The organism is Bacillus sp. FSL R9-9834 (assembly GCF_038006905.1).
GTDB classification, from domain to species: Bacteria; Bacillota; Bacilli; order Bacillales; family Bacillaceae_G; genus Bacillus_A; species Bacillus_A pacificus.
On sequence record NZ_JBBOWD010000001.1, the window covers coordinates 2012225 to 2034029 of the forward strand.

Here is a 21805-nt window from a genome sequence, read left to right on the forward strand (position 1 = left end):
ATTATGGTACAGGATGTCCGTTAGAGCTTTCGAAAATTGTAAACCATTGTTGACGGTCTAAGTTAACTTTTGTAGCAAGAGCGGCTGTTTTAACACGATCTAATTTACCAGAGCCGATGATTGGCAACATTTTAGCTGGATGTGCAAGTAACCAAGCATACATAAAACCGTATCGATACTAGAAACACCTAGCTCAGTAGCAACTTTTTGCACAGTTTCACGTACACGTACAGCGCGTTCTGATTGACCAGTAAAGATTTCTCCGCCAGCAAGAGGTGACCAAATCATTGGATTGATTCGTTTTCCCTGACATAAATCAATTGTTCCCTTTTCAAAATGCTCAAGCTGCAGAGCTGATACTTCAATTTGATTCGTAATAAGCGGAAAATCTAAGTATGAACTTAACATATTGAATTGGGAAGGTAAAAAGTTAGATACACCGAAATGACGAACTTTTCCTTCTTGTCTTAAGCGTGAGAACGCTTCTGCCACTTCATTTGGATCCATGAAAGGATCAGGACGATGGATAAGTAATACGTCAATATAATCTGTATGTAAATTTTTAAGTGAAGCTTCCGCACTTTGAATAATATGTTCTGCACTAGTGTTGTAGTGAGCAACATAACGCTCTGGAAATTTCGGTGATGGGGGAGCGATTCCACATTTTGTGATGATTTGCATGTTTTCGCGTAAGGAAGGCTTTAGTTGTAATGCCTCTCCGAACAGTCCTTCACACGTATAACCGCCATAAATATCAGCATGATCAAAAGTAGTAATTCCCATATCCATACAATCTTCAATGAAAGAAAGTAATTCTTGTTTCGTCATATTCCATTCTGCTAAACGCCAAAAACCTTGAATAATACGAGAAAATTCGAGTGTTTCGGCCATTTGAACTCGTTCCATTATAGTACCCCCTTGATGAATGATTATTATTTTGAAAAGGCTTTCTTACTACATATTATTATATAGTTTGAGGGGCGTACAAACAATAAATATGTTTTGCTATAAAAACGATTTTTTCTATGTGCTATAATGTAGAAACATATAGCTATAAGGAGATGTAAGGCATGATTCCAGTAACAATATTAACTGGTTTTCTTGGATCAGGGAAAACGACATTATTAAATCGTATTTTATCAGAGAATCACGGACAGAAATTAGCGGTGATCGTAAATGAAATCGGGCAAATTGGTATTGATAATCAGTTGATTATGAATGTTGAAGAAGAAATTATGGAAATGACAAACGGCTGTTTGTGCTGTACTGTACGTGAGGATTTACTCGTTGCGTTAAAACAATTACTGGACGTAAAAGCAGAAGGGAAAATGGACTTTGATGGATTAGTAATTGAAACGACTGGTCTTGCAAATCCAGGTCCTATTATTCAAACATTCTTTTTAGATCCTGTTATTCAATCTGCATACCAAATTAACGGTGTTGTAACAGTAGTAGATAGTTATCATATACATAAACATTTTGAAAAAGGGCTAGAAGCAAAAGAACAAATTGCATTTGCTGATGTTGTATTAGTGAATAAGTTAGATTTAATTGAAGAGAGTGAAAAAGAAAATCTCTTCCATGAACTTCAAGGAATAAACCCAACTGCAAAGTTAATTCAGTCGACTAATTGTGATGTGGATATTCCATCGTTACTACAAATTCAAACGTTTAAAACGAAAGATACGTTACAAATTTATCCTCATACAGAGCATAATCATTTAGAAGGTGTAAAATCGTTTGTACTATGCGAAGAGCGTCCGTTAGATTTACAAAAACTAAATGAGTGGATGTCAGCTGTCGTTCAAGAACTAGGAGAATACTTATATCGCTACAAAGGAATTTTATCGATTGATGGAGTGGATAAACGTATCGTTTTCCAAGGTGTACATACGTTATTTGCTGCTTCGTATGATAGAGAGTGGCAAGAGGGCGAAGATCGAGTAAGTGAAGTTGTTTTCATCGGAAAAGATATTAATAAAGAATGGTTCCAAGCACATTTTGAGGAGTGTGTGAAATAAGTCTGCGCATATTGCAGGCTTATTTTTTGGATTAACTAAGCACTTTGTAGAAAAATGCTAGATTGCAAAAAATGAAGGATAATAAAAAAGCCTGTTTTCACAGGCTTGTATGTTCATCTAAAAGTAACTCCATTACAACACCTACAACAGGGCCTTCATCATCAATATCGCCATTTAAACGGAATCCAAATGATTCATATAATCCCATTGCAAGTTTGTTATCTGGATGTAAACTTAAATAAATTGTTTTACATTCAAATTTATTTTGTAAGAATTGAATGAGCAAGCGAAGGAAACGTTTTGCGTATCCTTTTCCTTGATATTGTTGGTCAATCATAAAGCGATCTAACCATACGCTTTTACGTTTTTCACAATACCATCCATACATTGCATATCCTACAAGTGTTTCTCCATCATATAAACCTACTGACGTTCCGTTTCCCTCATATAATGATTCTGCTAAAGAAAACGCATTGCTTTCAATAAATTGCTGCTGGTCTTTTGCGACGTTTAAAGCAGCTACCGAACGCCAATTTTTTTCTGTTACTTCACAAATGTGAAGAGTCATAATTCCAACTCACCTTCTAAAATGATATAGCTTGAAAGCTAATATGGATAATTTTACTTGTTATTTTGGTCAAGTCAAGCAGAAACACATAAAAAAGAAGCTGAATGTCGTATTCAGCTTCTTATCAAAAGTTGGTTAGTTAGTAGCTTCTTTCAATGTGTTTACGTTTTCTTCCATTAAAGTGAAGTAATCTTTATTATTTTTCGCATCGTCTTCAGAAATAGTAGCTAAGTGATTTAAGCGTAAAATCTTTGTACCTGTTTCTTTTTGAATAACGGATGCTACTTTTGGAGTAGAAAATGTTTCAAATAAAATATATTTTAGATTATGTTCTTTTACTGTTTTTGTAATGTCAGCAAGTTGTTTTTGAGATGGTTCATCAGAAGCTGAAATACCGGCGATAGCAATTTGTTTCAGGCCATAGCGTTGTTCCCAGTATCCATAAGCCGCATGAGAAACTAAAATATCTTTCGTTTTTGCATTCGCAACTGCTGCTTTAAACTGATCATCTAAATCAGTAAATTTTGTTTGAAGTGCTGCGAAGTTTTTTTCGAACTCTTGTTTATGGTCAGGTTGTAATGCTACAAGTGCATTTTTAATTTTTTCTGCCTGTTTCATTGCTAGAGTAGGGTCTAACCAAATGTGTGGATCTTTATCGTGATGATGTTCATCCTCTTTATGGCCGTCTCCGTGATCATGATGCTCTTCTTCAGTAGAAGTACGCAGTTCAATACCTTTTGATGCATTTACAATTTTAACGTTTTCTTTTTGTAATGTTTTTTCCATTTTTTCAGCAAATGGTTCTAATTCAGCGCCGTTATAAACGAATAAATCGGCTTTTGCAACTTGTACTGTTTGTTTCTGACTTGGTTCAAATGTATGAGAATCTGCACCAGGTGGGTAAATTGCTTCAACAGTTACATAGTCACCACCAATTTTTTTTGCAAAATCTGCAAGAGGAAAAATAGTTGTATAAACAGTTAGCTTTCCGTCTTTCTTGGCATTACCTTCTTTTGTATTTGAGCAGCCAGTAAAAATTAAAGTGAAAATAAGTAAGAATGAAAGTATAGTCAATCTTTTAGGCATGAAGTTCTCCTCTTTTCTTTTTTTACGGATATATTTTCCCCAATTATAGAAGAAAAATATCATTTTAATACAAAACGGAATAATTACGTTTTAGTTTGCGAACTTAGTATAATACATCTTTTATAAAGTTGCAATAAATAATAATCATTCCGATTTGATTTTGTTATAAAGTTGTCAAATATAGATGTGTTATTTTTGCAAATACATGCATATGTGACAACGCAGTGTTCATATATATGAAAGGAGGGTATAGAGGGGGATGAGTGTTTGGGTTACTTAATGGAAGCTATTTTATTGATATTAGCGGTAGTACTACCATTAGCCGTAGTCTTAATTTTTTTAAGAAGATTAATAAGTAATTTAGGAGATGCATCAACCGTAACAAAATTACGAGAGAAAGATGAGAAAAAAGAGTGAGTAAAGCACTATGCGTACGCATAGTGCTTTACTTGTGGTAAAATGAGAGAAGGAAACTCCTAAAAGTTGTATGTTACTAAAGGAGAGAAAAGTAAAATAAGAGGTATATGCATATATGAATAAGCGAACAGCGTTAGTACTTGGTGCAAGTGGTTTAGTTGGGCAAGAGATAACGCGTCTATTACTTGAATCAGATTACTACGATTCGGTTACTATTTTTGTAAGAGAACCAATGCAATGGCAACATGAAAAGTTACAGCAAAAGCAAGTAGATTATTTGGCATTAGAGGAATATAAAGAGTTCTTTGCTGTAGATGACGTATTTAGTTGTCTAGGAACAACAATCAAAAAAGCAAAAACGAAAGCTAATTTCAAAAAGGTAGATTATGAATATACGTTACGAGCGGCTTGTTTAGCTGAAAAACAAGGGGTGCAAAATTTCCTTGTTGTGTCCTCAATGGGAGCGAATCCTAAATCGTTTTTCTTTTATTCACAAGTGAAAGGAAGAATGGAAGAGGAATTGCAAAAGTTAGTAATCGGTGGTATTCACATTTTTAGGCCATCTTTATTAGTAGGAAATCGACAAGAATTTCGCTTTGGTGAACGAATGGCGGAAAAATTATCTCGTATGATTCCTTTTATATTTAAAGGAGCCTTCAAAAAGTATAAACCAATTTCAGCTAAAGATGTGGCAAAAGGGATGTATATAACTGCATTGCGAGAAGAATCAGGTATCCACATTTATAATTCGAATGAAATTACAACGATAGAATAAATAAAACCGAGAAGAAAAGCTTCTCGGTTTTATTTATTGGTACTGATTTTCCCAGGCGCTCGCTCGTATTGATACGGTTCTTCTAACTCAAAGCCAAGTTCATTGGCGGCTATTCGTGGGAAGTAAGGATTGCGAAGTAACTCACGTCCGATAAAAATTAAATCTGCTTCGTTATTATTTAAAATTTGCTCTGCTTGTGCCCCAGTCGTAATCAATCCAACTGCACCAGTTGCAATGTTAGCATGTTCTTTAATATGTTTAGCATATTGTACTTGATACCCAGGATAAACATCGATGCGTGCAGGTACAACAGCCCCAGAGCTACAATCGATTAAATCTACTCCTTGTTCTTTCATCCACTTCGTATACTGAACATAATCTTGAACTGTTAACCCGTCAGGATGATAATCATTTGCTGAAATACGGACAAATAACGGTCCGTTCCAAACTTCATTTATGGAGTCAATGATTTCGCGTAAGAAACGATAGCGGTTTTCAGGTGAACCACCATATTCATCAGTCCGCTTATTGGTAAGTGGAGAAAGAAATTCATTAATAAGATAACCGTGAGCACCGTGTATTTCAATAACGTCAAATCCAGCTTGTTTGGATCGTACTGCAGCTTGCTGAAAAGCTAATACAGTATCTTTAATTTGGTGTTTGCTCATCTCTATTGGCATTTTCATTGTTTCATTAAATGGAATGGCTGAAGGAGCTAACGCATCTGTTTCTAATTCTGCTTTTCTTCCAGCGTGAGCGAGTTGGATGGCAGCTTTTGCACCATTATCGTGTATAAAACTTGTCGTTTTATGTAAGCCTTCAATTAAACTGTCATCCCAAATGCCTAAGTCTTTATTTGAAATTCGACCTTCAGGTAACACGGCTGTTGCTTCAATCATAACTAAACCAACTTGACCGGCAGCTCTTGTTCCATAATGAATGAGATGGAAATTCGTTACTTGGCCATCCCCGTTTTCCGATGAATACATGCACATAGGTGACATAACAATCCGGTTTTTTAATGTAACATCTTTAATTGTATAAGGTGAAAAAAGTTTGTAATTCATCCAATAGCCTCCTAGATTGAATTTTCTTACATTGTATCATTCTCATTTTTGTTTCTCGAATAAAACGCTTATACGAAAAATTTTGTCTATTCGTGTTACAATAATGAATATGAATTGAATTGGAGGATGACATATGTACCAAGCTTATTATGAAAGTGAATTAGGCTTGCTAGAAATTACAGCGAACGATAAAGGAATTACGTCTGTTATATTTGTTGATGAGAGACAAGAAGAACATATAAATGAAATGATAGATCAATGTATAAATGAGCTAGATGAATATTTTAAGGGGAATAGAAAAGAGTTCACAGTCCCGTTGTCTGCTGAGGGAACAGCATTTCAAAAAAAAGTATGGGATGCGCTCTATACGATTCCTTATGGCGTAAGTGCTTCATATTTAGATATTGCAGAGAAAGTCGGAAATACGAAAGCTGTACGAGCCATAGGAGGAGCAAATAGTCGCAATCCGATTTCAATAATCGTTCCGTGTCATCGTGTAATAGGAAAGAGCGGGAAACTTGTTGGGTATGCGGGCGGTTTATGGAGGAAAGAGTGGTTATTAAAACACGAAGGTATTTTGAAATGACGTATGGATGGGAAGAGGGATTGTTTTGAAATGTATAAATTGTGGGCAACTTTGCGAGGGAAATCAGTTAAATTGTGAAAGTTGCCAGCGGACTTTGCATACTGAACAGAGTGAAGGAAGTTCGCTAATAGACAAGGAATTAGAAGTATATGTAGGGAGACAATATCCGTATTACAAAAGGAAATGGGAGCTTGAGGAAAAGCGGATTGCTAGGTGGAGCTGGAATGGTTGGGCAGCTATTTTCAATGTAGGTTGGCTCGGATATCGTAAGTATTATTTACCTGCAGCTTTATTTGTATCGTTATTATTAGCGTGTGATGCGTTTTCTTATTATATGGGCTTCAACGTAGCATTGCCGATCATTAATATGGTGCCTCTTACGTTTCTATTACTCGTTTTTATTTTATTTGGAATGGCGATTTTTGCGAATGGATTATATTATCAATTTGCAGAAAGGCGTATATATCGAATAAAAGCACGAGAAATTCAAGATGAATCGGTTGAAAAGTACCTCATTCGTGATAGTGGTGGAACGAGTAAAATGGGAGCAACAATTGTTACGATTTTAGCGGTTGCTAGTATTTTTATCAGCCATTTCTTTTTTCCGACTGATCGAGATATTATTCAAAAAGTTCGTACAAGCTCGCTATATGAATATCCATTCTTTTCAATTGGTGAATCGTTTGAAAATTATTTTAGAAATCCGGGTTGGGCATATTATCGTGGCACTGAAGGATTAGAATTCGTAGAGTTCCAAGGGGATAGTCCGGATATGTCGAAGAAAAAGGTTACGATCCAATTTGTTGTTGATTATAAATTGGGTGAGATCGAGCCATACTCACTTATGATTAATGGCGAATCTAAAAATGAGGAAGAATTTTTAAAGATAATGGACGAAATATTTAAAGTTCAAAATCCATTTGACATAGAGGATGGATTACAAGTAAAAGAAATAGAAAAAGAAGTGGATAGTAGAGCTCTCTATCCGCTTCTTTTTTTGTATATACGAAAATAATATTTGAAATAATCTGAATCTTTTGTATAATAATATGTATTATACTGGCTTTCATTTATCCCGCTTTAATGGGCAGTAAGACCCCCACCTCAAAATTCAGTCAAAGCAAAGAAGTTAGGTGGGGGGGCAACTACCCATAAAAGCCCGATTGGTTCAACTAATAATCAGTGGGGATGAATACCCCCCACTGATTAAAGTTTCACTTTATACATATAGATTGGGGGAAGGAACAATGAAGAGAAAGGCAACAACGATTGCTGCAGTTGCATTATCGACTAGCGTATTAGTTGCAGGTTGCGGAAATGGGGAGAAGGCATCTACAACGAAGAAAGAAGCAGGTAAGGGGGTAGCAGATAAGCAAGTATTAAACTTACTAGAAACAGCAGAAATTCCTTCAATGGATACGTCAAAATCAACAGACTCTGTATCATTCCGTGCCTTTGTAAATGCAATGGAAGGATTATATCGCTTGGATAAGGATAATAAACCAACTCCAGGTATGGCAAAAGACGTGAAAATTAGTGAAGATAAAAAGACATATACATTTGAATTACGTGATGCGAAATGGTCAAATGGTGATCCAGTTCGAGCACAAGATTTTGTATATGCATGGCAACGTACATTAGATAAAGCAACGGCAGCTGAGTATGCATTTATTTTATTTGATGTGAAAAATGCACAGAAAGTAAATAAAGGAGAGTTACCGTTAGATCAATTAGGAGTGAAAGCGAAGGATGATAAAACGTTAGTAGTAGAATTAGAACAACCAGCACCATATTTCCTTGAGCTTACTTCATTCCCAACATTCTTCCCTTTAAATGAAAAATATGTGAAAGAACAAGGAGATAAATACGGATTAGAAGCAGATAAATTATTATATAATGGACCTTTTACGATGAGTGAATGGAAACATGAAAGAAGTTATCAGTTAAAGAAAAACCCTAATTATTGGGATAAAGATACTGTGAAGTTAGAAGAAATTAATGTGAATATTGTGAAGGAAACAAGCACAGGAGTAAATTTATATGATAGTGATCAAGCGGACCGTGTTATTTTAACTTCTGAATTTGTTGATAAATATAAAAAGAATAAGCCAGATGAATTTAAAACGAAGTTAGATCCACGTATGTATTTCTTACGATTTAACCAAAAAAATGCAACTTTTAAAAATCAAAAAGTTCGTGAAGCAATTGACCTAGCATATGATAAAAAAGGAATTGCAAATGTTATTTTAAATGACGGATCATTGCCAGCATATTTCTTAGTACCTGAAAAATTTACGACAGGACCAGATGGGAAAGATTTCCGTACTGTAAATAAAAATTTCCGTGACAGTAAAGATAATGCAGCAAAAGCGAAAAAGTTATGGGAAGAAGCAAAGAAAGAACTTGGCCAAGATACAATTACAGTCGAATTACTAAATGATGATAACGGTAGTCGTAAAAAAGTAGGAGACTTTATTAAAGAAGAGTTAGAGAAAAATTTACCTGGTATTAAAGTGAATTTAAAACAACAGCCATATAAACAGAAGTTAGATTTAGAAAAGAAATTTGAATATGAATTCTCTTTATCTGCATGGAGTCCAGACTATCCAGATCCAATGACTTATATTGATATGTTTGTTACTGGAAGCTCATTTAATGAAATGGATTATTCTAATCCGAAGTATGATGAGTTAGTAGCGAAGTCAAAAGGAGAACTATTAAAAGATGATAAAGCACGCTGGAATGCACTTGCAGAAGCGGAAAAAATCTTAATTGGTCAAGATGCTGCCATTTCTCCTACGTATCAACAAAGTACAGCATATTTAGAGAAACCGTACGTAAAAGGTATTGCGAATCATACGTTTGGTGGGGACTTCAGTTATAAGTGGGCATATATTACAAAAAAATAGTATAATAAAAGATGAGTGAATTTTCGCTCATCTTTTATTTGTATAGGAGGAATTATAGTTGTTAAACGGAATCAATCATCTTTGTTTTTCAGTATCTAATCTAGAAGATTCTATTGAATTTTACGAAAAAGTATTGGAAGGAGAATTATTAGTTAGAGGAAGAAAACTTGCATATTTTAATATATGTGGAGTATGGGTAGCACTTAATGAAGAAATACATATTCCGAGAAATGAGATTTATCAATCTTATACACATATTGCGTTTTCTGTTGAACAGAAAGACTTTGAAAGTCTACTGCAGCGATTAGAAGAAAATGATGTTCATATTTTAAAAGGAAGAGAACGTGATGTAAGGGATTGTGAATCTATCTATTTTGTTGACCCAGACGGGCATAAGTTTGAATTTCATTCAGGGACATTGCAAGACAGACTTAATTATTATAGGGAAGATAAACCTCATATGACATTTTACTAAGGAGGAAAAGAAGTTGCATGCGCTAGTAATTGGCGGAACAGGAATGCTAAAGAGGGTGTCTATGTGGCTTTGTGAGCAAGAGTTTCATGTTTCTATTATTGGAAGAGATGAAGTGAAATTAGAAAATGTTAAACGAGAGAGTGCTATACCAGAAAATATTACATGCCTTCCGTTAGAGTATCATAATGATGACGATGTAAAGGTAGCTATTAAAAACACAATTGAGCGGAATGGCCCAATAACATTAGTTGTCGCATGGATACACTCAAGTGCAAAGGATGCGTTATCACTTATTTGTAGAGAATTAGACTTGTCGTCTGAAACATACGAAGTTTTTCATATTTTAGGCAGTAAAGCGTCGAGAATAGCCTCACAAAAAATAGGCGGTACGCGATGTAGCTATCATAGAATAATTTTAGGTTTTATATTAGAAGATACATACGCAAGATGGCTTACTCATGAAGAAATATCGGATGGGGTAATAAAAGGAATTGAAAGTAAATGTAATGAATGGATTGTAGGACGAGTAGAACCTTGGGAATTGCGGCCAACATGGTAAGGGGGAATTGAAGTGAAGACAACGGTATATGTAACAAGGCATGGTGAAACGGAATGGAATGTAGCGAAGCGAATGCAAGGACGGAAAAATTCTGCTTTAACTGAAAACGGTATACTGCAAGCTAAGCAATTAGGAGAGCGAATGAAAGATTTATCTATTCATGCGATCTATAGTAGTCCGAGTGAAAGAACCCTTCATACTGCAGAGTTAATAAAGGGAGAACGTGATATACCAATAATCGCGGATGAGCATTTCTATGAAATTAGCATGGGTATATGGGAAGGACAGACCATTGATGATATAGAAAGGCAATACCCAGACGACATACAGTTATTTTGGTATGAACCACATCTTTTTCAGTCAACATCAGGAGAAAATTTTGAGGCTGTTCATAAAAGGGTAATTGAGGGGATGCAGATTCTATTAGAAAAGCATAAAGGAGAAAATATATTAATTGTTTCTCATGCGGCAGCGGCAAAGCTACTTGTAGGACATTTTGCAGGTATTGAAATAGAAAATGTGTGGGATGATCCATTTATGCATAGTGCTAGTTTGAGTATTATAGAATTTGAAGAAGATAAAGGTGAAGTGAAGCAATTTGCAGATATAAGTCATTTTCAGTAAGCATACAAAAAAGGCCGTGAAAACGGCCTTTTTTGTATGAAAAACTAGCAATTGCGTTTTTTGTACCAGAAGTGATCGAATTTCTTGTTTTTGCAAGATGGGAATTTATGTCCGCCACCTTTGCAATCGTTCCATTTATTTCCATTATCACACGAATCGTCGCAAGAGCCACCGTGTCCATTAGGGAAGAATTCGCATTTTTTACAGTAACATCGTTTTGTCCAGTAAAATTTCTTTTCAAAGCGTACACATTTTGTAACGAACGTACAATGCTTTCTGCGAGTGCGTTTTGTAACTAACACACATTCTTTTCTACGTGTTACTTTCGTAACGAACGTCCATTTTTGAACGCGAACACGCGTACATTTCGTAACAAATGTCCATTTTTTAACATGCGTACATTTTGTAACGAACGTACAATGTTTCACGCGAGTGCATTTTGTAACTAACACACATTCTTTTCTACGTGTTACTTTCGTAACGAACGTCCATTTTTGAACGCGAACACGCGTACATTTCGTAACAAATGTCCATTTTTTAACATGCGTACATTTTGTAACGAACGTACAATGTTTCACGCGAGTGCATTTTGTTGTAGGGCAGTTACAATCTTCGCTACAGTCTATTTTTGTAGTGCAATCATCATCGCAATCAAACGTACTTGGATCTTGATGTAAGAAATCTTCCATCCCCGCACTTTTGATTTCCTCAACAGCTTTTCTAATATCACGTTTCATAGAAATCCTCCTTATCATGTATTCAGGTGAAAAGGTATTCTTTTTCATTAACAGGATATGTATATAGGTATCTTTCTGAACAGGACAAGAGTGTAATTTTATATAAATGGTTGATAGCGGATGTATGGACAAGGCAAAGTGCATACTATTGAATGAAGAGAACTGAGAAGGGATGTGAAAATATGCTACCTTCATATGATTTTTTTATTCATCCAATGAACCTAGTGGAATTGAAAAAAGACATTTGGTCAGACAGTCCAGTGCCAGCAAAATTAACTTATGGAAAAAAGAAGTATGACATTGATATCGTATATCGGGGTGCTCATATTCGTGAATTTGAGAAGAAATCTTATCATGTTATGTTTTATAAACCGAAAAAATTTCAAGGTGCGAAAGAGTTTCATTTAAATTCTGAGTTTATGGATCCGTCTCTCATACGAAATAAATTATCTTTAGACTTTTTTCATGATATTGGTGTACTTTCACCGAAATCACAACATGTGTTTATAAAAATTAATGGGCAAATTCAAGGTGTATATTTACAGTTAGAATCAGTGGATGAAAATTTTTTGAAAAATAGAGGATTACCGAGTGGTTCTATTTATTATGCGATAGATGATGATGCAAATTTTTCTTTAATGAGTGAGAGAGATAAAGATGTTAAGACCGAGCTTTTTGCAGGTTATGAATTTAAATATTCGAATGAAAATAGTGAAGAACAGCTGAGTGAATTTGTATTTCAAGCGAACGCTTTGTCAAGGGAATCTTATGAAAAAGAAATTGGAAAGTTTTTGCACGTAGACAAATATTTAAGGTGGTTAGCTGGCGTCATTTTTACGCAAAACTTTGATGGTTTTGTTCATAACTATGCACTATATCATAACGATGAAACGAACTTATTTGAAGTGATACCGTGGGATTATGATGCGACTTGGGGGCGAGATGTACAAGGGAGACCACTTAATCATGAGTATATTCGTATTCAAGGTTATAACACATTAAGTGCAAGATTGTTAGATATACCTATATTTAGAAAACAATACCGAAGTATTTTAGAAGAAATATTAGCAGAACAATTTACCGTTTCATTTATGATGCCGAAAGTAGAAAGTTTGTGTGAATCGATTCGTCCTTATTTACTACAAGATCCATATATGAAAGAAAAATTAGAAACATTTGATCAAGAAGCTGATATGATTGAGGAATATATAAATAAAAGAAGAAAGTATATACAAGATCATTTACATGAATTGGATTAATTTTGAAAGAGATTGGAACATTATCAATCTCTTTTTTTGTATAATAAAGATGTATTGGTAGAATTGACGTAATATGTACTTAATAAAGAATGGGGATGTGGAAACATGACGGTAAAATGGATTGAGTGGGCAAAACAAATACAATCTATAGCTCAAGCGGGTTTAACGTATTCTAAGGATGTGTATGATATAGAACGTTTCCAACAATTACGGGATATTTCCATTTCGATGATGTCACATTACACTAAGACAGATTGGGAAGTTGTAGAGAAGTTATTTGCAAGCGAGACAGGCTATCAAACACCTAAAGTCGATATAAGAGCAGTCGTTTTTCAAAATGAAAAGTTATTATTTGTGAAAGAAAAAAGTGATGGGAAATGGGCATTGCCAGGTGGATGGGCTGATATCGGTTATACGCCGACAGAAGTAGCAGCAAAAGAGGTTTTCGAAGAGACAGGTTATGAGGTCGATCATTTTAAGTTACTCGCTATATTTGATAAAGAAAAACATCAACCATCGCCTTCAGCAACGCATGTATATAAAATTTTTATTGGCTGTAAAATTATTGGTGGTGAAAAGAAAACTAGTATTGAAACAGATGATGTGGAGTTTTTTGGTGAGGATGAATTGCCTAATTTATCGATTGCTAGAAATACAGAAGAGCAAATTAAACAAATGTTTGCCTACATAAAAGAACCGCAGAAAGAAATAGTAATAGATTAATAATGCTTATGCCGATAATAATGTTGGAATGAAGATATTGGCAGAATGCAACCTTTATGTAATAATGGGATGGTATGTGAAGAAAAAAGGAGATAGAAAATAAAATGTTAGCAAGCATAATAGATCAGTTATTGCAGTTCTTTGCAAGCTTAGGTTATTTTGGGGTAGCGCTCGGTTTAATGATTGAAATTATCCCAAGTGAAATTGTACTTTCATATGCCGGTTTTTTAGTGGCAGAGGAGAAAATTAGTTTTGTTGGTGCTGTTATTGCAGGAACGATCGGTGGTACGCTAGCACAGATTTTTTTATACTGGCTTGGATACTACGGAGGACGTCCAGTTGTAGAGAAATATGGGAAATATCTGCTTATTAATAAACACCATTTAGACATAGCAGAAAATTGGTTTAAGCGTTACGGAGCAGGAGTAATCTTTTCGGCACGTTTTATCCCAGTCGTACGTCATGCAATTTCTATTCCAGCAGGATTAGCTAAGATGCCATTAAAACTATTCACACTGTATACAGTAGTTGCGATTATTCCGTGGTCAATACTATTTATATATTTAGGTGAAAAGCTTGGTGGAAATTGGCGACATATTAAAGAATATGCATCTGATTACACACATTACATAATTATAGGAGCGATTCTCTTTATTGCTCTATACTTCGGTTTAAAGTATTTCAAAAAGAAAAAAGCAGCGCGTTAAAGCCAATGATTTTTCATTGGCTTTTTTACTTGTTTCGGTTCTAAAAAAAAAGAGTTGTCCATAATGTGTAATAATAAAGTGTAGCGGGGGAATGTGATGAAAGGGTCACCGTTTATACGTGGAACGATATTTTTAACAATGGCAACAATGATATCTAAAATGTTAGGGTTTATATATGTTATACCATTTACAGCTATGGTCGGTACGAGTGGGTACGTTTTATACACGTATGCTTATCGTCCATATACAATTATGCTCAGCATTGCGACGATGGGACTACCACTTGCAGTTTCAAAGATGGTATCAAAATATGATCAACTAAATGATTATCATACGGTTAAGAGAGTGCTGAAAAGTGGAATTGTTTTTATGTTTATAATGGGAATTATTTCGTGTTTTACGTTGTATATGCTAGCTCCGCATTTGGCTAAACTTGTAATCGATGGAAATGATCAAACCGGGAATAGTATAGCGGCGGTCACTACTAATATTCAAATTGTAAGTTTTGCGTTAATACTTGTACCAGTCATGAGTTTATTAAGGGGCTTTTTTCAAGGGTTCCAATCGATGGGGCCTTCTGCTCTAAGTGTAGTTGTAGAGCAATTTTTTCGGGTATTAACCATCTTGATAGGAAGCTTTGTCGTTATATATATTTTAAAAGCTTCTATCTCACTAGCTGTTGGTATTTCAACATTCGGTGCTTTTATGGGAGCGATAGGTGGACTAACTGTTTTAAGTGCGTATTACATAAGGAGGAGAAAGCACTTAAAGAAAAAAGAAATGGCAAGTATACCACAAACAACGAAATCTTTTTTCTCACTCTATAAGGAGCTCTTTACATATTCAATACCATTTGTTGTGGTTGGTTTAGCAATTCCGTTGTATCAGACGATTGACACATTTACAATTAATAAATTGCTTATACAAATGGGATATATGCAAGGAGAAGCAGAGAAGATTAATGCAATAATTGGACTTGTTCAGATGGTTGTACTTATCCCAGTTTCCGTTGCGACTGCTTTTAGTATGTCACTCGTACCTGAGATGACAAAAGCTTATACAGCAGGAAATGTGAAGTTGCTGTACAAACATTTTACGAGGACGAATCTATTAGTAGTAGGTATTACGGTACCAGCGGCGATTGGAATGATGATGTTAGCAAAACCGGTATATACTCTTTTATTCGGCGCCGGAAATGATCCAGAGATGGGAAGTATTATTTTACAGTATTACGCTCCTGCCTGTATACTATTTTCGCTTTTTACAGTAACAGCTGCGATGCTCCAAGGAATCAATCAGCAACAGAAAACGGTGCTAGGGTTAGTGATTGGCATTATTGTAAAGATAGTTTTAAATATTGTATTGCTTCCGTATTTCGATTATGTAAGTTTTATTATTTCAACATACGCTGGTTACACGATTTCAGTTGGCTTTAACTTGTGGATGCTTTCTAAATATGTTATAAAGGCAACATAAGCTTTTTAAGGCAGAGAGCGCTCTGTCTTTTTCTTTGTTTAAAATATTTTTCTTGTAAAAACGTTTTCAAAATAATTTTTCTATTGAAATTTAAACGTATGTTTCATATGCTGAGAATGGCGGTTCCAAAACTGTTATGTAAGAGAGGTAGATTCCTACATGTAAAAAGAATCGGGGTGATAGTATGTTAAATATTTATTTAACAGACCGAAACGGAAAACTACAAGAGATTGAGGAAATGCAAAAGGGTTGCTGGATTAATGTACTTCATCCAACGGAAGAAGAAATTCAATATCTAGTACAAACTTTAAATGTAGACTTAGATTTCATTAAAGACCCTTTAGATGACGAAGAACGTTCTCGTATTGAAAAGGAAGACAGTAATACTTTAATAATCGTGGATATTCCAACAGTTAGACATGATGAAGAAGGAAATTCGATTTATGACACGATTCCAATAGGTATGATTGTTATGCCAGATTGTTTTGTGACAATTTGTTTAGAGGAAAACCCAATATTTGAACGTTTTATTAATCAACGTATTAAAGAATTTTATACGTTTAAAAAGACACGATTTGCACTTCAGCTCTTATATACGATTTCTACTTATTATTTAAGATACTTAAAGCAAATTAACAGAAAAACAATTGATTTAGAGCATCAATTAAATCAGTCGATGAAAAATAAAGAGATTTTCACATTGCTAGGTCTTGAAAAAAGTTTAGTTTACTTTACCACATCATTAAAGGCGAATAAAATCGTAATTCAAAAGTTAATGCGTAACAGTACATTTTTAAAAATGTATGAAGACGATCAAGATTTATTAGAAGATGTATTAATTGAAAATAAACAGGCTATTGAAATGGCGGAAATATATAGTCACATTTTAAGTGGAATGATGAATACTTTTAGTTCCGTTATATCAAATAACTTAAATAGTGTTATGAAACTGTTAACGTCTATTACAATCATTTTATCGTTACCAACGATGGTTTCTAGTTTCTTTGGAATGAACGTAAAAGTTCCGTTTGAAGGGGAAGCGCACGGTTTTGTAATTGTACTTATAATATGTGTAACACTATCTTTCACATTAGCATTTGTTTTTTGGAAGAAACGTTACTTTTAACGATAAGAAAGCTGCTCTAGCATAGTTATATAACTGCGCTAGAGCAGCTTTTTTGCTATGAAATCGAAAGTTTTGAATAGAATATAGCTTATGAAATGTAATGTATATGATAGAGGGGAATTTCGTATAAGTCTTGTTCAATTAATGAAATAGGGTTAAAATTACATATTGTTAATGAAAAGTTGGAGGAAATACATCATGGAATTGTTTCAATTACCGAAAGCATTCCTGCAAATGAATACAATCTTTATCTCCATATTGATCGAAGCACTTCCTTTTGTGCTCATTGGTGTATTTATTTCAGGATTCATTCAAATGTTTGTTACAGAAGATATGGTAGCAAAATGGATGCCGAAAAACCGATTTCTGTCTGTTTTAATGGCTACTTTTTTAGGGATGATGTTTCCAGGCTGTGAATGTGGAATCGTTCCGATTGTAAGGCGATTAATCGGAAAAGGGGTTCCGCCATATGCCGGGATTGCATTTATGTTAACTGGACCAATCATTAATCCAGTCGTATTATTTGCAACATACGTTGCCTTTGGAAGTAGTATGCACATGGTATGGTATCGTTCTATTGTAGCGATTATCGTAGCAATTATCGTTGGAATTATATTATCATTTATGTTTAAAGAACATCAATTACGAGATGATCACTTCCCAGAAGTGAATCATAAGCGTCCATTACGTAAAAAAATGTGGGATGTATGTACGCATGCTGTTGAGGAATTTTTCTCGATGGGGAAATATTTAGTATTAGGTGCGTTAATTGCAGCAGCAGTTCAAACGTTCGTACAAACTTCAACACTTCTTGCTATAGGACAAGGTCCGTTTTCTTCACCAGCTGTTATGATGGGACTTGCTTACATTTTATCACTTTGTTCAGAAGCAGATGCATTTATTGCTTCGTCATTCCAAAGTACATTTTCAACAGCATCACTTGTCGCGTTCCTTGTATATGGACCGATGGTGGATATTAAAAATATGTTTATGATGCTTGCGACATTTAAAACAAAATTTGTAATTGTCGTTACAGTTACAGTTACACTTGTTGTTTATGCAAGCTCACTACTCATTTATGCGATGGGGTGGTAGGTTATGTTTCGAGCATATATATTATTAGGTTTTACAATCTTAATCGCGCAGCTTCATATTTCAGGTAATATTACGAAGTATATTAATATGAAGTATGCCTACTTATCAAAAACAGCAGCTATTATATTAGGTTTTTTAACTGTTGTTCAAATTATAATCGTTTTCCAAAAAGAACATCAAAAAGAAAGAGAACAGCATAATTGTGGTTGTGATCATAGCCATTGTGGACATGACCATTCAAAAGATGAAAACACATGGTGGAAAAAAGCATTTTCGTACACATTGTTTTGTTTTCCAATTGTCTCAGGTTTGTTTTTCCCGATTGCAACGTTAGATTCAGATATTGTTAAGGCGAAAGGATTTCATTTTCCTGTTGCGCAAGCGGAAAGTACAGATCCATTTATGAGAAGGCAATTTTTAAGGCCTGACACGAGTATATATTACGGAAAAGAAGGATACCGTGGTGTAATGGAAAAAGGAAAGAAAGAGTTTGTTACGAAAGATAGTATTGCTTTAAAAGATGAAGATTTCTTAAAAGGGATGGAAACAATTTATAATTATCCTGGCGAGTTTACTGGGAAGAAATTATCTTTTAAAGGGTTTGTTTTCAAAGATGATTCTTCTAAAAAAGAACAATATTTCTTATTCCGTTTCGGTATTATACATTGTGTAGCGGATTCTGGTGTATATGGTATGTTAGTGAAAAAGCCAGAAGGGGTAGAATGGACCAATGATGATTGGATTCAAGTTGAAGGAGAAATATCAACGGAATTTTATCAGCCATTCCATGCGAATATTCCTGTTTTAGAAGTAACGAAATGGAATAAAGTTGAACAACCGAAAGAGCAATATGTATTTAGAGGAGCCGATTGATAACATCGGTTCTTTTTTATGGACTAAGAGTTCTGAATGTTGTTAATATTAAACGTGTAGTTCATTTAGTATAGTGATTATTGAGATATTAGGGATACATCATTAAAGGGGTGATAACAATGACAGAAGTAAAGGGGAAAACAGCCAATGAATCAAGGGTGTTCAAAACGAGCCGAGTATTTCCAACAGATTTAAATGATCATAATACGTTATTTGGTGGAAAGATATTAGCCGAGATGGATATGGTTGCTTCTATTTCAGCGACGAGGCATGCAAGAAAAGAATGCGTCACAGCATCTATGGATTGGGTAGATTTTTTACATCCTGTTCGTTCTACCGATTGTGTGAGTTATGAATCCTTTGTAATTTGGACGGGTAGAACGTCTATGGAAGTATTTGTGAAGGTAGTAGCAGAAGATTTAATTTCAGGTGAGAAGCGCATCGCAGCAACGTCATTTGTTACTTTTGTTGCACTTAGTAAGGAGAACAATCCAGTTCCAGTTCCTCGAGTAATTCCTGAAACAGAAGAAGAGAAAGAATTACATCGCATTGCTGTATTGCGTGCAGAACAACGTCATATACGTAAGGCGGAGAGTAAGAAAGTAGCCACATTACTAACTTTTTAATTTGAATATTAAGTCGTTAAAGGTATTATAACGGACTGAAATGTTTTTCATATGAAAAGCGGACACCTAACAATAGGTGTCCGCTTTTATAGTTTTTTCATCCACATATCATATGACTGTAACTACTTAGCAGAAGCAAGCAGCACCGACGATGATTAAGAGGATAAATAATACGACTAATAGCGCGAATCCATTACCATGTGCGAAGCCCATTGTTATTTCCTCCTTTTATTTTAAGATACAACATACAATATGCAAATGAGCTATCGTTTGATATGGACATATATCATGCAATGACATATTTTCTTGAATGATATTGTATTAAAAAAGGGAAGATATAGAAATAACAGTAAGTGGAGAAAGGAAAATATCCATGAAACACTTTTTCGTTGTAATCCTTTGTGTAATAGGTGTATTCATTTGGATGAACATCGATGTGGAAATGGGGAAAAAAATGGCTAGTGAATATGAAGTAGGACAAGTTCGATTAGGTGAATTTCAACTGTATACGAACGGTGAAGAGTTATATACGAATTTATTTGAGGATATACGTAATGCGGGGAAGTACATATATATCCATTTTTATATTGTAGGTAAAGATGAAATAAGCAAAGAGTTTTTACAGTTGCTCGAGAAAAAGGCATCTAGCGGAGTAGAAGTGAAATTGTCAGTCGATCGAATAGGTGGATATAAGCTGAAGAAAAAGACAATTCGTCAACTACAAAGCAACGGTGTCCAGTTTACGTTTAGTAAAAAACCTAAATTGAAACATTTATTCTATTCGTTGCATCAGCGAAACCATAGACGAATTGTTACGATAGACGGAAAAGCATCATATATCGGCGGCTTTAACATCGGAAAGGAATATCTTGGACAAGATCCGAAATTTGGCCCGTGGCGTGATTATCATGTGCGAGTCATTGGGAATGGTGCCACGGATATGGAAAGACAATTTGCTGCTGACTGGAAAGAAGATACAGGAGAAAAAATGCCTGTACATGAAAGTCTACCTGCAATTGGGAATGTAAAATATCAATATTTATTTTCAGATGGAAAAGGGTTATGGGAAAAATATGGAGCGCTTTTAAAGCAGGCTAAAAAGTCTTTAATTATTGCTACACCATATTTTGTACCAAGTAAAGAAATGATGAAAGAGTTAAAAGGTGCATTAAACCGCGGTGTCAATGTGAAAATTCTCGTACCATTTAAAAGTGATGCAGTATTGTTAAAACAAGCTGCCTACCCGTATTTGAGAGAGATGAACCATGCTGGAGCGGAGATTTATCAATATCGGAATGGTTTTTTTCACGGGAAAGTAACAATCATTGATGGAGAAATTGTTGATATAGGTACAGCGAATTTTGATAATAGAAGTTTTTATTTAAATTGTGAATCTAATTGTGTCGTATATGATAAAACAGTTGTTGCTGACGTATGGGATCGACTAAAAGAAGACTTCCATAAATCAAAAAGATTTTCGGAAGAAGATTTTGAGAAAATTAGTAAATGGGATTGGTTTTTAGCAAGAATAGCAAATGTTATAGCATCATATTTATAGCATATAGACAAAAAGTAGGGAGGCACTTTCATGGATTGTATGAAAGAATTGATGAGGTATAGTTATATGCTTATATATAAGGTTGGGGAGTATACAGGACAGGTAAGAGACGAAGAATTAAAGGAGCTATTACAGCATCATTTACCATATATGTTGCAAGCATATAATGAACAAGTGAATTTTCAAGAAGGAGAGAATGTACAGCATATAACTTGTGAACCAATTTCATTTCATTTTCATGAAATGGAAAAGGAAACTGATAGTAAATATACAGGTGATATTTATATTGCAACTTGTTATATTTCGCATTTGAAACGGTTAGCGTTAAAGTTTGCTCAAGTGGCAGTTGAAGTTGCAAATCCAGAATTTCGCTCGTTTTTAGAAAACTGCTTCCTGAAAATGAATCGTTATGCCTATAGTGTATGGCAATATGTCGTGAAGAAAGAGTATAAGATTAAACATGTATATGAAAAGGAGAAGTTTGCATAAGAAACTAAGGCGGAAAGATAGGCGCCTTAGTTTTTTACTTTTTGTGGAG

At 34.8% G+C, this 21805-nt stretch carries 24 protein-coding genes and 1 pseudogene; 19 read left to right on the forward strand and 6 right to left on the reverse strand.

The features are described from left to right. Window position 1: 1 nt before the first annotated feature. Window positions 2–906, reverse strand: a pseudogene (locus MKY00_RS10420) (aldo/keto reductase). A gap of 164 nt (window positions 907–1070) precedes the next feature. Here MKY00_RS10420 and MKY00_RS10425 point away from each other — a divergent pair. Continuing rightward, entirely contained in the window at window positions 1071–2021 is a 951-nt protein-coding gene (locus MKY00_RS10425) for a CobW family GTP-binding protein (protein WP_016717269.1), read from the forward strand. A 97-nt stretch (window positions 2022–2118) separates the two neighbouring features. Here the strand turns inward: MKY00_RS10425 and MKY00_RS10430 are convergent, their stop codons facing one another. Continuing rightward, window positions 2119–2589 carry a GNAT family N-acetyltransferase gene (locus MKY00_RS10430; protein WP_000172424.1) on the reverse strand — a complete coding sequence of 157 codons (471 nt, stop codon included), beginning with the start codon at window positions 2587–2589 and terminating at the stop codon, window positions 2119–2121. Window positions 2590–2724: 135 nt separating this feature from the next. Then, a complete protein-coding gene (locus MKY00_RS10435; protein ID WP_001126183.1) occupies window positions 2725–3675 on the reverse strand; it encodes a metal ABC transporter substrate-binding protein in 951 nt (316 codons plus the stop codon). Between the two features lie 267 nt (window positions 3676–3942). Here MKY00_RS10435 and MKY00_RS10440 point away from each other — a divergent pair, with 267 nt between their 5' ends. Further along, entirely contained in the window at window positions 3943–4092 is a 150-nt protein-coding gene (locus tag MKY00_RS10440) for a hypothetical protein (protein WP_000540927.1), read from the forward strand. Between the two features lie 115 nt (window positions 4093–4207). After that, a complete protein-coding gene (locus MKY00_RS10445; RefSeq protein ID WP_001042754.1) occupies window positions 4208–4867 on the forward strand; it encodes an oxidoreductase in 660 nt (219 codons plus the stop codon). A 29-nt stretch (window positions 4868–4896) separates the two neighbouring features. On the opposite strand, the gene namA is transcribed toward MKY00_RS10445, so the two are convergent. Next, a complete protein-coding gene (gene namA, locus MKY00_RS10450) occupies window positions 4897–5934 on the reverse strand; it encodes an NADPH dehydrogenase NamA (protein ID WP_016717270.1) in 1038 nt (345 codons plus the stop codon). A gap of 133 nt (window positions 5935–6067) precedes the next feature. On the opposite strand from namA, the gene MKY00_RS10455 reads away from it, so the two are divergent. From MKY00_RS10455 to MKY00_RS10480, 6 genes are all read left to right on the forward strand, one after another. Then, entirely contained in the window at window positions 6068–6520 is a 453-nt protein-coding gene (locus MKY00_RS10455) for a methylated-DNA--[protein]-cysteine S-methyltransferase (RefSeq protein WP_000283887.1), read from the forward strand. 25 nt (window positions 6521–6545) lie between these two features. Beyond that, entirely contained in the window at window positions 6546–7535 is a 990-nt protein-coding gene (locus MKY00_RS10460; protein WP_016717271.1) for a DUF2628 domain-containing protein, read from the forward strand. Between the two features lie 232 nt (window positions 7536–7767). Then, complete coding sequence (locus MKY00_RS10465) at window positions 7768–9429, forward strand: peptide ABC transporter substrate-binding protein (protein ID WP_000823005.1); 1662 nt, start codon at window positions 7768–7770, stop codon at window positions 9427–9429. A 58-nt stretch (window positions 9430–9487) separates the two neighbouring features. Further along, window positions 9488–9904 (forward strand): FosBx1 family fosfomycin resistance bacillithiol transferase, encoded by a 417-nt coding sequence (gene fosB, locus MKY00_RS10470; protein ID WP_000931692.1) that lies wholly within the window; start codon window positions 9488–9490, stop codon window positions 9902–9904. 13 nt (window positions 9905–9917) lie between these two features. Next, complete coding sequence (locus MKY00_RS10475; protein WP_016717272.1) at window positions 9918–10463, forward strand: short-chain dehydrogenase; 546 nt, start codon at window positions 9918–9920, stop codon at window positions 10461–10463. A gap of 12 nt (window positions 10464–10475) precedes the next feature. Next, window positions 10476–11087 carry a phosphoserine phosphatase 1 gene (locus MKY00_RS10480; RefSeq protein WP_016717273.1) on the forward strand — a complete coding sequence of 204 codons (612 nt, stop codon included), beginning with the start codon at window positions 10476–10478 and terminating at the stop codon, window positions 11085–11087. Window positions 11088–11131: 44 nt separating this feature from the next. Here MKY00_RS10480 and MKY00_RS10485 read toward each other — a convergent pair whose 3' ends face one another. Beyond that, window positions 11132–11824, reverse strand: coding sequence for a CotG/ExsB N-terminal domain-containing protein (locus tag MKY00_RS10485; RefSeq protein ID WP_341034904.1), 693 nt, complete (start codon window positions 11822–11824; stop codon window positions 11132–11134). A 182-nt stretch (window positions 11825–12006) separates the two neighbouring features. Between MKY00_RS10485 and cotH the strand changes: the two genes are divergently transcribed. From cotH to MKY00_RS10525, 8 genes are all read left to right on the forward strand, one after another. Next, entirely contained in the window at window positions 12007–13083 is a 1077-nt protein-coding gene (cotH, locus tag MKY00_RS10490; RefSeq protein WP_016717275.1) for a spore coat protein CotH, read from the forward strand. A 105-nt stretch (window positions 13084–13188) separates the two neighbouring features. Then, complete coding sequence (locus MKY00_RS10495; RefSeq protein WP_000216928.1) at window positions 13189–13806, forward strand: NUDIX hydrolase N-terminal domain-containing protein; 618 nt, start codon at window positions 13189–13191, stop codon at window positions 13804–13806. A gap of 104 nt (window positions 13807–13910) precedes the next feature. Next, a complete protein-coding gene (locus MKY00_RS10500; protein WP_000881210.1) occupies window positions 13911–14513 on the forward strand; it encodes a DedA family protein in 603 nt (200 codons plus the stop codon). Window positions 14514–14609: 96 nt separating this feature from the next. Next, window positions 14610–15989, forward strand: a complete 1380-nt coding sequence (locus MKY00_RS10505) for a putative polysaccharide biosynthesis protein (protein ID WP_011040245.1) — start codon at window positions 14610–14612, stop codon at window positions 15987–15989. Between the two features lie 184 nt (window positions 15990–16173). Beyond that, window positions 16174–17115 carry a magnesium transporter CorA family protein gene (locus MKY00_RS10510; RefSeq protein ID WP_000932390.1) on the forward strand — a complete coding sequence of 314 codons (942 nt, stop codon included), beginning with the start codon at window positions 16174–16176 and terminating at the stop codon, window positions 17113–17115. Window positions 17116–17313: 198 nt separating this feature from the next. Further along, window positions 17314–18210: a permease gene (locus tag MKY00_RS10515; protein ID WP_000418724.1), complete on the forward strand. Its 897-nt coding sequence runs from the start codon at window positions 17314–17316 to the stop codon at window positions 18208–18210. Window positions 18211–18213: 3 nt separating this feature from the next. After that, window positions 18214–19083: a TIGR03943 family putative permease subunit gene (locus tag MKY00_RS10520; RefSeq protein WP_016717276.1), complete on the forward strand. Its 870-nt coding sequence runs from the start codon at window positions 18214–18216 to the stop codon at window positions 19081–19083. 119 nt (window positions 19084–19202) lie between these two features. Then, the gene (locus tag MKY00_RS10525) at window positions 19203–19709 is read left to right on the forward strand and encodes an acyl-CoA thioesterase (RefSeq protein WP_000141171.1); all 507 of its coding nucleotides are present in this window, start codon (window positions 19203–19205) and stop codon (window positions 19707–19709) included. A 126-nt stretch (window positions 19710–19835) separates the two neighbouring features. Here the strand turns inward: MKY00_RS10525 and MKY00_RS10530 are convergent, their stop codons facing one another. Beyond that, window positions 19836–19922, reverse strand: a complete 87-nt coding sequence (locus MKY00_RS10530) for a YjcZ family sporulation protein (protein ID WP_000505094.1) — start codon at window positions 19920–19922, stop codon at window positions 19836–19838. A 160-nt stretch (window positions 19923–20082) separates the two neighbouring features. Here MKY00_RS10530 and cls point away from each other — a divergent pair, with 160 nt between their 5' ends. Continuing rightward, window positions 20083–21267, forward strand: coding sequence for a cardiolipin synthase (gene cls / locus MKY00_RS10535; protein WP_016717277.1), 1185 nt, complete (start codon window positions 20083–20085; stop codon window positions 21265–21267). Between the two features lie 30 nt (window positions 21268–21297). Beyond that, window positions 21298–21756: a spore coat protein gene (locus MKY00_RS10540; RefSeq protein ID WP_000340557.1), complete on the forward strand. Its 459-nt coding sequence runs from the start codon at window positions 21298–21300 to the stop codon at window positions 21754–21756. Window positions 21757–21805: the final 49 nt, after the last annotated feature.

What these genes read in the sequence shown, in the direction of transcription:
- MKY00_RS10425 (WP_016717269.1), top strand. Translation starts at nt 1,071, where the DNA reads ATGATTCCAGTAACAATATTAACTGGTTTTCTTGGATCAGGGAAAACG.
- MKY00_RS10430 (WP_000172424.1), bottom strand. Translation starts at nt 2,589, where the DNA reads ATGACTCTTCACATTTGTGAAGTAACAGAAAAAAATTGGCGTTCGGTA.
- MKY00_RS10435 (WP_001126183.1), bottom strand. Translation starts at nt 3,675, where the DNA reads ATGCCTAAAAGATTGACTATACTTTCATTCTTACTTATTTTCACTTTA.
- MKY00_RS10445 (WP_001042754.1), top strand. Translation starts at nt 4,208, where the DNA reads ATGAATAAGCGAACAGCGTTAGTACTTGGTGCAAGTGGTTTAGTTGGG.
- namA (WP_016717270.1), bottom strand. Translation starts at nt 5,934, where the DNA reads ATGAATTACAAACTTTTTTCACCTTATACAATTAAAGATGTTACATTA.
- MKY00_RS10455 (WP_000283887.1), top strand. Translation starts at nt 6,068, where the DNA reads ATGTACCAAGCTTATTATGAAAGTGAATTAGGCTTGCTAGAAATTACA.
- MKY00_RS10465 (WP_000823005.1), top strand. Translation starts at nt 7,768, where the DNA reads ATGAAGAGAAAGGCAACAACGATTGCTGCAGTTGCATTATCGACTAGC.
- MKY00_RS10485 (WP_341034904.1), bottom strand. Translation starts at nt 11,824, where the DNA reads ATGAAACGTGATATTAGAAAAGCTGTTGAGGAAATCAAAAGTGCGGGG.
- cotH (WP_016717275.1), top strand. Translation starts at nt 12,007, where the DNA reads ATGCTACCTTCATATGATTTTTTTATTCATCCAATGAACCTAGTGGAA.
- MKY00_RS10495 (WP_000216928.1), top strand. Translation starts at nt 13,189, where the DNA reads ATGACGGTAAAATGGATTGAGTGGGCAAAACAAATACAATCTATAGCT.
- MKY00_RS10500 (WP_000881210.1), top strand. Translation starts at nt 13,911, where the DNA reads ATGTTAGCAAGCATAATAGATCAGTTATTGCAGTTCTTTGCAAGCTTA.
- MKY00_RS10505 (WP_011040245.1), top strand. Translation starts at nt 14,610, where the DNA reads ATGAAAGGGTCACCGTTTATACGTGGAACGATATTTTTAACAATGGCA.
- MKY00_RS10510 (WP_000932390.1), top strand. Translation starts at nt 16,174, where the DNA reads ATGTTAAATATTTATTTAACAGACCGAAACGGAAAACTACAAGAGATT.
- MKY00_RS10515 (WP_000418724.1), top strand. Translation starts at nt 17,314, where the DNA reads ATGGAATTGTTTCAATTACCGAAAGCATTCCTGCAAATGAATACAATC.
- MKY00_RS10520 (WP_016717276.1), top strand. Translation starts at nt 18,214, where the DNA reads ATGTTTCGAGCATATATATTATTAGGTTTTACAATCTTAATCGCGCAG.
- MKY00_RS10525 (WP_000141171.1), top strand. Translation starts at nt 19,203, where the DNA reads ATGACAGAAGTAAAGGGGAAAACAGCCAATGAATCAAGGGTGTTCAAA.
- MKY00_RS10530 (WP_000505094.1), bottom strand. Translation starts at nt 19,922, where the DNA reads ATGGGCTTCGCACATGGTAATGGATTCGCGCTATTAGTCGTATTATTT.
- cls (WP_016717277.1), top strand. Translation starts at nt 20,083, where the DNA reads ATGAAACACTTTTTCGTTGTAATCCTTTGTGTAATAGGTGTATTCATT.
- MKY00_RS10540 (WP_000340557.1), top strand. Translation starts at nt 21,298, where the DNA reads ATGGATTGTATGAAAGAATTGATGAGGTATAGTTATATGCTTATATAT.